Annotated in this window: 12 protein-coding genes; 3 read left to right on the top strand and 9 right to left on the bottom strand. The window is 71.7% G+C overall.

Annotated features, from left to right (window positions below):
* Positions 1–84: 84 nt before the first annotated feature.
* The 3 genes from ACZ7L4_RS30970 to pdhA are packed head-to-tail and all read right to left on the bottom strand — an operon-like array spanning position 85 to position 3691.
* On the bottom strand, positions 85–1449 hold the full coding sequence (locus tag ACZ7L4_RS30970; RefSeq protein WP_472107799.1) for a dihydrolipoamide acetyltransferase family protein: 1365 nt from the start codon (positions 1447–1449) through the stop codon (positions 85–87).
* A 14-nt stretch (positions 1450–1463) separates the two neighbouring features.
* The gene (locus tag ACZ7L4_RS30975; RefSeq protein WP_472107800.1) at positions 1464–2444 is read right to left on the bottom strand and encodes an alpha-ketoacid dehydrogenase subunit beta; all 981 of its coding nucleotides are present in this window, start codon (positions 2442–2444) and stop codon (positions 1464–1466) included.
* A 5-nt stretch (positions 2445–2449) separates the two neighbouring features.
* Complete coding sequence (pdhA, locus tag ACZ7L4_RS30980) at positions 2450–3691, bottom strand: pyruvate dehydrogenase (acetyl-transferring) E1 component subunit alpha (RefSeq protein WP_472107801.1); 1242 nt, start codon at positions 3689–3691, stop codon at positions 2450–2452.
* A gap of 381 nt (positions 3692–4072) precedes the next feature.
* Here pdhA and ACZ7L4_RS30985 point away from each other — a divergent pair, with 381 nt between their 5' ends.
* A complete protein-coding gene (locus tag ACZ7L4_RS30985; protein WP_399228983.1) occupies positions 4073–4729 on the top strand; it encodes a response regulator in 657 nt (218 codons plus the stop codon).
* 111 nt (positions 4730–4840) lie between these two features.
* Positions 4841–5287 (top strand): pyridoxamine 5'-phosphate oxidase family protein, encoded by a 447-nt coding sequence (locus ACZ7L4_RS30990; protein ID WP_472107802.1) that lies wholly within the window; start codon positions 4841–4843, stop codon positions 5285–5287.
* A gap of 42 nt (positions 5288–5329) precedes the next feature.
* On the opposite strand, the gene ACZ7L4_RS30995 is transcribed toward ACZ7L4_RS30990, so the two are convergent.
* Positions 5330–6916: a protein kinase domain-containing protein gene (locus ACZ7L4_RS30995; RefSeq protein WP_472107804.1), complete on the bottom strand. Its 1587-nt coding sequence runs from the start codon at positions 6914–6916 to the stop codon at positions 5330–5332.
* 320 nt (positions 6917–7236) lie between these two features.
* A complete protein-coding gene (locus ACZ7L4_RS31000) occupies positions 7237–7782 on the bottom strand; it encodes a bacterial proteasome activator family protein (RefSeq protein WP_326024017.1) in 546 nt (181 codons plus the stop codon).
* 161 nt (positions 7783–7943) lie between these two features.
* On the opposite strand from ACZ7L4_RS31000, the gene ACZ7L4_RS31005 reads away from it, so the two are divergent.
* Complete coding sequence (locus tag ACZ7L4_RS31005; RefSeq protein WP_472107806.1) at positions 7944–8333, top strand: hypothetical protein; 390 nt, start codon at positions 7944–7946, stop codon at positions 8331–8333.
* A 10-nt stretch (positions 8334–8343) separates the two neighbouring features.
* Here ACZ7L4_RS31005 and ACZ7L4_RS31010 read toward each other — a convergent pair whose 3' ends face one another.
* From ACZ7L4_RS31010 to ACZ7L4_RS31025, 4 genes are all read right to left on the bottom strand, one after another.
* Positions 8344–9324 (bottom strand): NAD(P)H-quinone oxidoreductase, encoded by a 981-nt coding sequence (locus tag ACZ7L4_RS31010; RefSeq protein WP_472107808.1) that lies wholly within the window; start codon positions 9322–9324, stop codon positions 8344–8346.
* Between the two features lie 64 nt (positions 9325–9388).
* A complete protein-coding gene (locus ACZ7L4_RS31015) occupies positions 9389–10486 on the bottom strand; it encodes a potassium channel family protein (RefSeq protein ID WP_450816783.1) in 1098 nt (365 codons plus the stop codon).
* Positions 10483–12069, bottom strand: a complete 1587-nt coding sequence (locus tag ACZ7L4_RS31020; RefSeq protein WP_472107810.1) for a molybdopterin molybdotransferase MoeA — start codon at positions 12067–12069, stop codon at positions 10483–10485. Before ACZ7L4_RS31020 ends, ACZ7L4_RS31015 begins: the two co-directional genes overlap by 4 nt.
* Positions 12066–12977 (bottom strand): DUF6457 domain-containing protein, encoded by a 912-nt coding sequence (locus ACZ7L4_RS31025; protein WP_472107812.1) that lies wholly within the window; start codon positions 12975–12977, stop codon positions 12066–12068. Before ACZ7L4_RS31025 ends, ACZ7L4_RS31020 begins: the two co-directional genes overlap by 4 nt.
* Positions 12978–13037 lie beyond the last annotated feature (60 nt).

Genomic DNA, 13037 nt, shown 5'->3' on the forward strand with positions numbered 1-13037 from the left:
GTATATGAAGCCCCTCCGGCGATTGAGGAGCGGGGTCTGGGGCAGCGCCCCAGGCCGCAACCCCGTCGCCGGAGGGACTTGCGATCAGGCCCAGGTGATGAGCCGCTTCGGGCGTTCCAGGATCGCCGCGACGTCGGCGAGCACCTTGGAGCCCAGCTCCCCGTCCACCAACCGGTGGTCGAAGGAGAGCGCCAGGGTCGTCACCTGGCGCGGCTTGACCTTGCCCTTGTGGACCCACGGCTGAAGCTTGATCGCTCCGACGGCGAGGATCGCCGACTCACCGGGGTTCAGGATCGGCGTACCGGTGTCGACGCCGAACACTCCCACGTTGGTGATCGTGACGGTCCCGCCCTGCATCGCGCCCGGGGACGTCTTGCCCTCGCGCGCCGTGGAGACCAGCTCGCCCAGCGCGGACGCCAGTTCGGGCAGGGTCTTGGCCTGCGCGTCCTTGATGTTCGGGACGATCAGGCCGCGCGGGGTGGCCGCGGCGATGCCCAGATTCACGTAGTGCTTCTGGACGATCTCCTGGTTGGCCTCGTCCCAGGCCGCGTTGACCTCGGGGTTGCGCTTGATCGCGACGAGCAGGGCCTTGGAGATGAGCAGCAGCGGGTTGACCCGAAGGCCCGCCATCTCCTTGTCGCCCTTGAGCTCCTCGACCAGCTTCATCGTGCGCGTCACGTCGATGGTCACGAACTCCGTGACGTGCGGCGCCGTGAACTTCGAGTTCACCATCGCCTGCGCGGTCGCCTTCCGGACGCCCTTGATCGGGATCCGGGTCTCGCGGACGGTGTCGTACGAGGCGGTGGCGGTGGCGGTGGCCGTCACCTCGGTGGCCTCGACGGCCGGCGCGGGTGCCTGGGGCGCGGGCGCGACGGCCGCGTGCACGTCCTCGCGCGTGATGATCCCGTCGGTGCCGGACGGGATCACGGCGGCGAGGTCCACGCCGAGGTCCTTGGCGAGCTTGCGCACGGGCGGCTTGGCGAGCGGCCGGGTCAGGGTGGCCGTGGCCGTGCCGTTGGTGGCGGTCACCGCCTCGGACTCGGCGCCCTTGCGGGCGCGGCGCTTCGTGGAGGACTCGGCGACCCCGTAGCCGACGAGCACGGGCTGACGGCCCTGCGGCGCCTCGGCCTCGGGCTCGGGCTCGGCCTGCGGCTCCGCCGCGGGAGCGGCCGGCGGCTCCGCCGCGGGAGCGGCCGGCGCGGGCTCGTCCCCCGCCACGTCCACCGAAATGATCACCTGGCCGACGTCGACCGTCGTCCCCTCGGGGAAGAGCAGCTCCTTGACCACCCCGTCGTACGGGATCGGCAGCTCGACGGCCGCCTTCGCGGTCTCGACCTCGCAGACGACCTGGCCGTCCTCGACGGAGTCGCCCGGCTGCACGTACCACTTGAGGATCTCGGCCTCGGTCAGGCCTTCGCCCACGTCGGGCATCTTGAACTCACGAGCCATGATTCAGCCCCCTCTCAGTACGCCAGCGAACGGTCGACGGCATCGAGCACCCGGTCGAGCCCCGGCAGGTACTCCTCCTCCAGGCGCGCCGGCGGATACGGCGCGTGGTACCCGCCGACCCGCAGCACGGGCGCCTCCAGGTGGTAGAAGGACCGCTCGGTGATCCGGGCCGCCAGCTCCGCGCCGGAGCCGAGGAAGACGGGTGCCTCGTGCACGATGACGAGGCGGCGGGTCTTCTCCACCGACTTCTGCACGGCGTCGAAGTCCATCGGCGAGATGGAGCGCAGGTCGAGGACCTCCAGGGACTTGCCCTCCTCCTCGGCGGCCGCGGCCGCCTCCAGGCAGACCTTCACCATGGGGCCGTACGCGGCGAGCGTCAGGTCGCTGCCCTCGCGCGCGACGGCGGCCTTGTGCAGATCGCCGGGCACCGCCTCGGTGTCGACCTCGCCCTTGTCCCAGTAGCGGCGCTTGGGCTCGAAGAAGATCACCGGGTCGTCGCTCTGGATGGCCTGCTGGAGCATCCAGTAGGCGTCCGACGCGTTGGAGGGGCTGACCACCTTGAGGCCCGGCACGTGCGCGAACAGCGTCTCGGGCGACTCGCTGTGGTGCTCGACCGCGCCGATGCCGCCGCCGTACGGGATGCGGATGACGACGGGCGTCTTGACCTTGCCGAGCGCGCGGGCGTGCATCTTCGCGAGCTGCGTGACGATCTGGTCGTACGCGGGGAAGACGAATCCGTCGAACTGGATCTCCACGACGGGCCGGTAGCCGCGCAGCGCGAGGCCGATCGCGGTGCCGACGATGCCGGACTCGGCGAGCGGGGTGTCGATGACCCGGTCCTCGCCGAAGTCCTTCTGCAGGCCGTCGGTGACGCGGAAGACGCCGCCGAGCTTGCCGACGTCCTCGCCCATGACGAGGACCTTCGGGTCGTTGTCGAGCGCCGTGCGCAGCGACTCGTTGATCGCCTTGGCGATCGGAAGCTTCTGTACCGCCATGATCGTCAGGCCTCCCCGTCAGCGAACGACGCCTGGTAGGCGGCGAATTGTGCGCGCTCCTCGTCGACCAGCGCGTGCCCGTCCGCGTACACGTTCTCGAAGATCGCCATGAGGTCCGGGTCCGGCATGGCCCGTACGACCTCGCGTACTCGCTTGCCCAACGTCTCGCTCTCGGCGTCGAGTTCCGCGAAGAATCCCTCATCCGTGTCGGTTCGGGACTCCAGGTACGCGCGCAGGCGCAGGATCGGGTCCTTCACCTCCCACGCCACGCGCTCGTCGTCGGACCGGTACTTCGACGGGTCGTCGGACGTGGTGTGCGCGCCCATCCGGTACGTGAACGCCTCGATCAGCGCCGGTCCCTCGCCCTGCCGGGCCCGGTCGAGGGCCCAGCGGGTCACGGCGAGGCAGGCCAGCACGTCGTTGCCGTCCACGCGCACGCCCGGGAAGCCGAAACCCTGCGCGCGCTGGTAGAGCGGCACGCGCATCTGGCGCTCGGTGGGCTCGGAGATCGCCCACTGGTTGTTCTGGCAGAAGAACACGACCGGGGCGTTGTAGACGGCCCCGAAGTTGAAGGCCTCCAGGACGTCGCCCTGGCTGGAGGCGCCGTCGCCGAAGTACGCGATCACCGCGCTGTCCACGCCGTCCTTGGCGACGCCCATCGCGTAGCCGGTGGCGTGCAGGGTCTGCGAGCCGATGACGATCGTGTACAGGTGGAAGTTGTTGCTGTTCGGGTCCCAGCCGCCGTGGTTCACGCCGCGGAACATGCCGAGCAGGTTGGTCGGGTCGACCCCGCGGCACCAGGCCACGCCGTGCTCGCGGTAGGTCGGGAAGACGTAGTCGTCCTCACGGGTGGCCCGGCCCGAGCCGATCTGGGCCGCCTCCTGGCCGAGCAGCGACGCCCACAGGCCCAGCTCGCCCTGGCGCTGCAGGGCGGTGGCCTCGGCGTCGAAGCGGCGCGTGAGGACCATGTCGCGGTACAGGGCGCGCAGCTCGTCGTCGGTGATGTCGGCGACGTACTTGTCGTACTCGGGGTTCTCGACCCGCTCGCCCTCGGGGGTCAGCAGCTGCACCAGGTCGCTCTGCGGCGCGGCGGCCTCGGCGGCCTTCTTGGTCACCCGCTTCGCGGGTGCCTTGGCTGCGGCGGTCTTGCCGGGGGACTTCTTCGCAGACTTCTTCGCAGCGGCCCGCTTGCGCGGCGGCTGTGCCTTCTGCGCTGCGGCAGTGCTGTCGGCACTGTCTACGGTCACGTGTGCTCCTCCGTCGGTCCGGCCCCGGGATTGCCGGATGGCCAGTCGGCTCGGCTCGCCTGATCCGTCCACGCACGGGGTGGGTGCGAGGTGCCGGCAACAGGCGTGACAAGTGCTCCGGCAAGCACCCTTCACCCAGCACGTTACCCAGTGGGTCACACATCTGCGAAACCCCATCTGACCTGCGATTTTGCTTGGATTTCCAAGTAAGTCGTTGGTTGGATTTCCTAGTATCGCGAGGGAAGACGAAGCGTCGCAGGTCACAGCTGTGCGACGAGTCCTGGGTCCAAGCCTGGCAGGGGGCCGGAACACCGGCACGTTATCCCGGTCACCCCACGGTCATCTAGGGCGCGGCCAAGGTTCGTGTGTGAGACTGAGGCCGTGCGCGAAGACGGAAAAATCCATGTATTTCTGCTCGACGACCACGAGGTGGTCCGCCGCGGCGTCCATGAGCTGCTGTCGGTCGAGGACGACATCGAGGTGGTCGGAGAGGCCGGAACGGCCGCCGACGCCCTGGTGCGCATCCCCGCGACCAGGCCGGACGTGGCGGTGCTCGACGTGCGCCTGCCGGACGGCAGCGGGGTGGAGGTGTGCCGGGAGATCCGCTCCATGGACGAGTCGGTCAAGTGCCTGATGCTGACGTCGTTCGCGGACGACGAGGCGCTCTTCGACGCGATCATGGCCGGCGCCTCCGGCTACGTCCTGAAGGCGATCCGCGGCAATGAGCTGCTCACCGCCGTACGGGACGTCGCCTCCGGCAAGTCGCTGCTCGACCCGGTCGCCACGGCCCGGGTCCTTGAGCGGCTGCGCGACGGCGGCCGCAAGGACGACGACAAGCTCTCCGGCCTCACCGACCAGGAGCGCAAGATCCTCGACCTGATCGGCGAGGGCCTGACCAACCGGGTCATCGGTGAGCGGCTGCACCTCGCCGAGAAGACGATCAAGAACTACGTCTCCAGCCTGCTCTCGAAGCTCGGCATGGAGCGCCGCTCCCAGGCGGCCGCGTACGTGGCCCGTATGCAGGCCGAGAAGCACTGACGGCTCCCCCGGGAGCGTCCCGGGTGCCCGCCCGCACAGGACCTATGTCACGGGTCCCTGGGGGCGGGCTCCTCTGTTTCCCGGGGGCGTCCGCGGCGCACAGTGGTGGACATGCCCTCCGATGCGCAGAAGGACCCGCAGGACCAGGACCGCGCCTTCGAACTGCTCGCCAGCGTGCCCTACGGCCGCGTCGCGACCAGCATGCGCGCCCTGCCCTTCCTCGCCTCCGCCCGCCACGTCGTGGCCGACGGCCGGCTGCTGCTGCGCATGCACCGCGGTTTCGGCTACCACGAGGCGTGCATCGGCAGCGTCGTCGCCTACGGGGCGGACAACCTGGGGCAGGAGCGCCCCGAGGACGAGGGCCAGTGGTCGGTGCAGTGCGTCGGCACCTGTGAGCAGATCGAGCCGACCCCGGCCGAGCTGGAACTCTTCGGGCCGGCCCCGCACACCGCGGACGGCGAGCCCTTCGACCCGGTCCACCTGCGCGTCGCCCCGCAGTTCGTGACGGTGCACGAGCTGCGGGGCGGGTCGAGCGATTCAAGCCCCTGCGGCGTTTGAGCAGCGGGGTCCGGGGCGGAGCCCCGGGGTGCGGCGGGCGGGTTACTCGCCGCCGGTGACCTCACCGTTGGCGCCGCCGTCGGTGGCGGGCTGGCCGGTGCCGCCGCCCCCGCTCTGGTCACCGGTCGGCTCACCGGTCGGCTCGTCCGTCGGCTCGTCCGTCGGGTCGGTCGGCTGCGTGGTCTTCGACGGAGTCGGCTCCGTCGGCTCGTCCGTCGGCTCCTCCGACTGCGTCGGCGACGGATTCGTCGTCGTCGGCTCCTGCGTCGGCGTGTAACCGGTGTCGCCACCCGTGCTCGTGCCCGGCTCCTCCGTCGCGCCCTGCGACGCGTCGTCGTCGGCCGACTTGCTCGGCTCCGAGGACTTCTCGGACTTGGTGGCGCTCGGCGACTTCTTGTTGCCGGGGTCCTTGTCGCCGTCGCCGCCGCTGCTGAGCGCCCAGGCGACGCCCACCGCGATCGCGATGACCGCGAGCACGGCGACGATCCACAGCTTGCCGCGGCCGCCTCCGCCGCCCCCGTTGCCGTTCCCGTCGAAGCCGCCGTCGTCGCCGCCCGGCGGGCGCAGCATCGGCTGCTGGGCCGTGCCCGAGTCGCCGGGGTGCTGCATCGCCGTGGTCGCGGCGACGCCCATCGCGGGCGTGGAGCCGCCCTCGTGCGCGTCGATGGGGCCGGTGTTCCAGGTGCCGGTGTGGCCACCCTGCTCGTACAGCATCTGCAGGGCGTACTGGACGAGCCCGCGCATCTCCTCGGCCGTCTGGAACCGGTCGTCCGGGTCCTTGGCCAGCGAGCGCATGACAAGGCCGTTGAGCTCCGGCGGTACCTCGTCCAGGACCTCGGAGGGCAGCACGGGGGTGTCCTGGACGTGCTGGTAGACGACGGACAGCGGGGTCTCACCGGTGAACGGCGGGCGCAGCGCGAGGAGTTCGTAGAGCAGGCAGCCGACGGCGTACAGGTCCGAGCGGTGGTCGACGGCCTTGCCGAGGGCCTGCTCGGGCGAGAGGTACTGGGGGGTGCCCATGACCATGCCGGTCTGCGTCATGGTCGACTGGGCGCCGTGCAGGGCGCGCGCGATGCCGAAGTCCATCACCTTGACCGCGCCGGTGTTGGTGATGATCACGTTCGCGGGCTTGATGTCGCGGTGCACGATGCCGTGCTGGTGCGAGTAGGCGAGCGCTTCCAGGACACCCGAGACGATGATCAGGGCCTGCTCGGCACCCGGGGCCTCCGCGCTGAGCAGGAGGTCGCGGATGGTGCGGCCCTCGACCAGCTCCATGACGATGTACGGGACGGTGCTCCCGGCGACGACGTCCTCGCCGGAGTCGTAGACCGCCACGACCGCGTGGTGGTTGAGGCCCGCGACGGACTGTGCCTCGCGGGTGAAGCGGGCCTTGGACACCGGGTCCTCGGCCAGATCGGAGCGGAGCAGCTTGACGGCGACCGTGCGCCCGAGGCGTACGTCCTCTGCGGCGAACACCTCCGCCATGCCACCCCGGCCGAGTCTCCCGGTGAGGCGATACCGCCCATCCCCGACGAGCCCGCCGTTACCCCACATCTCCGGCGCATCTGACATACCGCCGCCAGTCGCCTCGGGGTCGGACGGGCCCTGAGCGCGCTGCTGCTGTGCCATCAGTCCTCGCCGTCGTTTCTGTCCATGCTCATCTGGGCTGCCGGATCCATACATCGGAGTACGCGCGGTTGCGAAATACCGACTCCGTCGGGCCACGCTACAGGCATCGGCCATGTCGCCGTTCCGAGATGGACCGGACATCCAACCCGTTGCCGTGCAGGCCTTGCAAATCGTGAGCAGCATATTTGTAGGCACCCGATGGCGATTTCGTGATCACTTGGGGCGATCGGCGCCTGCCGCGCGGTGTCCAAGTTCACGCACACGTAGGGGCCCGTCCTGTGACGGGCCCCTACGTGTGTGGTTGCTGAGCTGCCTGTTGACTAGAGGTACGGACCGCCGGAGCGGCCGCCCGCGCGCGGGTCCTCGCCCTCTTCCTCGCCGCCGCCGACGCCGGGCGGCAGGGCCCGGCGCATCTGCTCGAGCTGGGCGCGGGCCGCCATCTGCTGGGCGAACAGCGTCGTCTGGATCCCGTGGAAGAGGCCCTCGAGCCAGCCCACCAGCTGGGCCTGCGCGATGCGCAGCTCGGCGTCGCTCGGGGTCGCCTCCTCCGTGAAGGGCAGGGAGAGCCGCTCCAGTTCCTCGACGAGTTCGGGGGCGAGACCGTCCTCCAGCTCCTTGACCGAGCTGGAGTGGATCTCCTTGAGGCGCTGCCGGCTCGCTTCGTCCAGGGGAGCCGCACGCACTTCTTCGAGCAGCTGCTTGATCATGCTGCCGATGCGCATCACCTTGGCGGGCTGTTCCACCATGTCGGTCACCGGGATCTCGCGGGACTCGTCGCCGCCACCGCCGCCAAGCGCCATGCCGTCCTGGCCCACGACCAGGACCTGCGGGTTCTCCGGCGACTGTTCGTTCCTCGGCATCTCCATGCCGCCATTCTCTCGTACGTCGCTGTCACATCTCGGTGGTGCCCCCGTTCGGAGCTGATCCACCATGCCGGGCGGGGGCGAAATCCGGCGTGCCCGTTTTATCCCGCTATGTGAGGCTTGGCACAAGCATCTGGACGAACCGGGAGCGGAAGGGGCTGGGGATGGGGCGGCTTCGGTGGGTGGCCGGGCTTCTCTGCTCGGTGCCGCTCTTCCTGGCGGTGCCGGTGGTTCCGGCGGCGTCGGCCGCCCTGTCGTACGCCGCCGAGCCCTCGCCGCACGGGTCCCTCGCGGGCAGCCGTGCCGGCGTGGGCAAGACGCCGCCGGGGCGCGAGCTGCCCGTGCCGGACACCACCGGGGCCGTGCTGCCACCGGCCCCCACCGAGCCCCCGCCGGCCGTGTCCCACGAGCCGCGCCCCGAGCGGACCGCCCCCGAACGGCAGGCCGTGGGCGAGCCCGGGGCCGGGCCCCTGGTGAACGTGCTGCCCCTGGGAGCGGGGCTGCTGCTCACCGGGCTCGGCCTCGGGTCCCTGGCGCTGCGGCTGCGCCGGTGACGCGTACCGGCTACGCGTTGGTGAGCAGGACCTTGCCGATGTGACCCGACTCCTCCAGGACCCGGTGGCCCTGCGCGGCGTCGCTCATCGGCAGCGTGCGGTCCACGATCGGGCGCACATGGCCGCCCTCGACCAGCGGCCACACGTGCTCGCGCACGGCCGCGACGACCGACGCCTTCTCGGCCAGCGGGCGGGCCCGCAGCGTGGTCGCGGTGATGGCGCCGCGCTTGCCGAGCAGCGTGGCGATGTTCAGCTCGCCCTTCACGCCGCCCTGCATGCCGATGATGGCGAGCCGGCCGCTGGTGGCGAGGGCGTCGACATTGCGGTTCAGGTACTTGGCGCCCATGTTGTCGAGGATGACGTCGGCGCCCGCCCCGTCCGTGGCGTTCTTGATCTCCTCCACGAAGTCCTGCTCGCGGTAGTTGATCAGGATGTCGGCGCCGAGCTCCGCACAGAAGTCGAGCTTCTCCTTGGTGCCGGCCGTGACCGCGACCTTCGCGCCGACCGCCTTCGCCAGCTGGATCGCCATGGTGCCGATGCCGCTGGAGCCGCCGTGCACGAGGAAGGTCTCGCCGGGCCGCAGGTGGGCGATCATGAAGACGTTGGACCAGACGGTGCAGGTCACCTCGGGCAGCGCGGCGGCCGTGGCCAGATCGAGGCCCTGCGGCACCGGGAGGAGCTGCCCCGCGGGGACGGCGACCTTCTCGGCGTAGCCGCCGCCCACGAGCAGCCCGCACACCTCGTCGCCGACCGACCAGCCGGAGACGCCGGAGCCGAGTTCGACGATCCGGCCGGCGCACTCCAGGCCGGGATAGGGGGAGGTGCCGGGCGGCGGGTTGTAGAAGCCCTGCCGCTGGAGCAGATCGGCGCGGTTGACGGCGCTGGAGACCACCTCGACCAGGACCTCGCCCTCACCGGGTACGGGGTCGGGGACCTCCGTCCAGACGAGCGCCTCGGGTCCGCCGGGTTCCGGGATCGTGATCGCATGCATGGCCGCGAGGCTACTCCCGTGGATCAGTCGCGGGGAGGTGGCGGAGCGACCGCGTGGCAGGCCCTCAGCTGCGGGGCGTCGGCTTCATGTCCGGAGCCAGCTGGGTGTTGGGCGTGACACGGGTGATCGTGATGAGCCGGTCCGTCAGCTTGAGCGAGCCGACGGCCGAGTCGTCGTAGCCGAGTACGCGGTGCCCCCGGACGACGCTGACGACCAGGTCCTCCGTCTCCTTCGGCTGCAGGCCGACCTCGGCCTTGGTGACCGGGCGCTCGACCAGATCGAGGCCCGAGCCCTTCTGGATGAGGTCCTCCATGACCATGCCCGCGTGCGGGCTGAGCACCGACAGGCCGAGCAGCCGGCCCGCCGCGCTGGCGCTGGTGATGACGGCGTCAGCGCCGGACTGGCGCAGCAGCGGCGCGTTCTCCTCCTCGCGGACCGCGGCGACGATCTTCGCCCCGCGGTTCAGCTGCCGCGCGGTGAGCGTCACCAGGACCGCCGTGTCGTCGCGCTGCGTCGCGATGATGATCTTCCGCGCCCGCTGCACCTCGGCCTGCAGGAGGACCGAGCTGCGCGTGGCATCGCCCGTCACGCCCGCGTAGCCATGGGCGTTGGCGCTCTCGACGACCTTGGGGCTGGGGTCGACCACGACGACCTGCTCGGGCTTCAGTCCGCTCGCGCAGACGGTCTCCACGGCGCTGCGGCCCTTGGTTCCGAAGCCGACGACGACAGTGTGGTCACGCAAGGTGGACCTCCAGCGTTTCAGGCGCCATTCCTCCCGCGTCCGCTCGGTGAGGACTTCGAGCGTGGTGCCGACCAGGATGATCAGGAAGAGCACACGCAGCGGCGTGATGACGAAGATATTGGTGAGCCGCGCCGCGTCACTGACCGGCGTGATGTCGCCGTATCCCGTGGTCGAGAGCGTGACGGTCGCGTAGTAGAACGAGTCGAGCAGGTCGACCCGGCCGTCGGAGTTGTCGTTGTAGCCGTCGCTGTCGATCCACACGATGAGCGCGGTGACGACGAGCACGGTGAGCGCTATCAGCACGCGCCGGGCCACTTGGAGGATCGGACGCTCGACGACCCGCCGGGGGAGTTTCACCCGGTAGGTCGCGGTCCGCTCTTCCTCTTGGCGTGCGATGGCGTCATCGCCGGCCAGTTTCACGTGAAACACCCTTCGTTTCCCGCCGGGTTGAGACCGGGCAGGCCGGGGTTCCACGACCACGGCAGGTCGAGGATCTCCACCTCCTGGCCTTCCTTGGCGCCGCCGGGCGGGATGACGGCGAGGCCATCGGCGGCTGCGATGCCGCGCAGCATGGCCGGACCGTTGTAGTGCAGGGGCACCGCCCACTCGTGCCCGCTGCCGTCGTCCTGACGCAGCACGATGGGGATCAGGCGGGTGTCGTGGGGGTGGCCGGGAGCGGCCGCGTGCAGGGGGGCGGTGTACGCGTCCGCGGCGCGGCCCCCGTCCAACTGCCCGCGTCCGTCGTGCGCTTGGCGCTGTGCGGAGGTGTGCGTCTGGTCCTGCGCGCGGCCCGAGAGCACCCGCAGCAGCGGCTCGGCGAGCGTGAGCAGGCCGGAGACGGCCGCGAGGGGGTTGCCGGGGAGGCCGACCAGGTGCTGCCCCTCCTTGAGGCGGGCGAGCAGCATCGGGTGGCCGGGGCGGACGGCGACCCCGTCGACGAGCAGTTCGGCGTCGAGGGCGCGCAGGGTGGGGTGCACGTGGTCGACGGGCCCGGACGCGGTGCCGCCGGTGGTCACGACCAGGTCGACACTGGCCTCGCGCACCGCCTTGAGCAGCGCCTTGGCGTCGTCGCCGAGCCTGCGTACGGCGGTCACCTCGACTCCGAGCGCGCGCAGCCAGTGCGGGAGCATCGGGCCGAGCGCGTCCCGGATGAGGCCCTCGCGGGGGAGGCCCTCGGTGAGCAACTCGTCGCCGAGGATCAGGACTTCGACCGTCGGCCGCGGGACGACGGTCAGGGTGTCGTAGCCCGCGGCGGCGGCGAGGCCGAGGACAGCCGGGGTGACGAGGGCGCCCGCGGGCAACAGCAGGTCGCCGCTGCGGCACTCCTGGCCGCGCGGGCGGATGTCCTGGCCGTGGGCGACCTCGCGCAGCGGGTGCAGCTGGCCGCCCGTGTCGATGTGGCCGTGCTCGCTGCGGATGACGGCCGTGGTGTCCGGGGGTACGCGGGCGCCGGTCGCGATCGCGACGGCCTCGCCGTCGGCCAGCGGGGCGGGCGGCTCGTGTCCTGCGAGCAGCCCTTCGCCGCCCACGGTCCAGGGGCCCGGGCCCGCGACGACCCAGCCGTCCATCGCCGAGGTGTCGAAGGAGGGCAGGTCCGTCAGGGCGGTCAGCGGTGCGGCGAGGACCAGGCCGAGCGCCTGGTCCAGGGGGACGCCGGTCGCTCCGCGGGGGCCGCGCTCGGCCCGCGCGGCGGTGCGGCGGGCGGCGGGCCAGGAGGTCGCGGAGTGGCGGGGGCCGGGGCGGGGCGGCGGAGTGGAGATGCCCGGGGCCGTGGGGGTGTGCGGCGCCTCCGAGGCGTTCGGGGCGGCCGGGTCGGGGTGTCGGCCGCCGGTCCGGGTGTCGGCCCGGGTGTCTGCCCGGTCGCCGCCGGGGCGGTTGTCGCCCGGACGATCGCCGGCGGGACGGTTGTCGTTCGCCAGGGCGAGCGCCTCGTCCACGTCCACGTCCATCGGGTCGACGCCCGCCGGGGCGGCCTGCGCCGACCGCCCGTTGGGGGCGCTCATCCCGCGTCCGGCGAGGCGGCGCCCGGCTCGGTCCCCTGCGAGGAATCGGCCTCCTGCGCCCAGCGGTTCGCGAGCTCGGCCGCCTTCGCGGCGGCGGACGCCACGGCTTCGGGGCCGCCTCCCGCCTGCGCCGCCGCGTATCCGACGAGGAACGTCGTCAGCGGCGCCGCGGGGCGCGCGACGCCGTGCGCGGCGTCACGGGCGAGGTCGAGCAGGACGCCCGTGTCGACGTCCAGGTCGATGCCCAGTTCGTTCTTGGCTGCGGTGATCCATTCGTCAAGCACTCGTCCATGCTCCCTGATGCGTGACCGGGCGGCGGCGATGTCGTCCCAGGTGTCGCAGTCGAACGACGCGACGGGGTCGGTGATGCGGGTGAGGCCGAGGTTACGGGTGAGCAGACGCAGCGGCAGTCCGCCGAGGTCACCGTGTTCGGCCTTGAGTTCGCCGAGTACCCGGCTCAGCGCCGCGTACCGGTAGGCGCCGACGAGCGGCTGGTCGCGGCCGTCGGCGTCGGTGAGCAGGGCGCCGTCATGGAGCAGGGCGCCGTCGGCCGCGTCGCCCTCCAGGGCGTCGAGGAGCCGTCGTACGGTCGGCTCCCCCAGGAACGGCAGATCGGCGGAGAGCACGAGCACGCTCTCCGCCGCGGGGCCCCGCGCGGTGTCCAGGACCCGAACTCCCGCCTCCAGCGCGGCGAGCGGGCCACCGCCGGGCGGTTCCTCGCGGGCCCAGACGACGGGGCGGTCGGTGCCGCGCGGCTCGGCGACCACCACGGTGGCGCGGGCCCCGGCGCACGCGTGCAGGACCCGGTCGAGCAGCGCGCGGCCGCCGACCCGCACTCCGGGCTTGTCCGCGCCACCGAGGCGCCGCGCGCCGCCCCCGGCGAGGACGATGGCGTCGTACGCGTTCATCCCCCGAGTATGGGCGTACGGGCGATCAATGCCACCAGGCGGGCGGGCGATCAATGCCAC

The sequence above is a fragment of the Streptomyces sp. NPDC107575 genome (assembly GCF_055657265.1).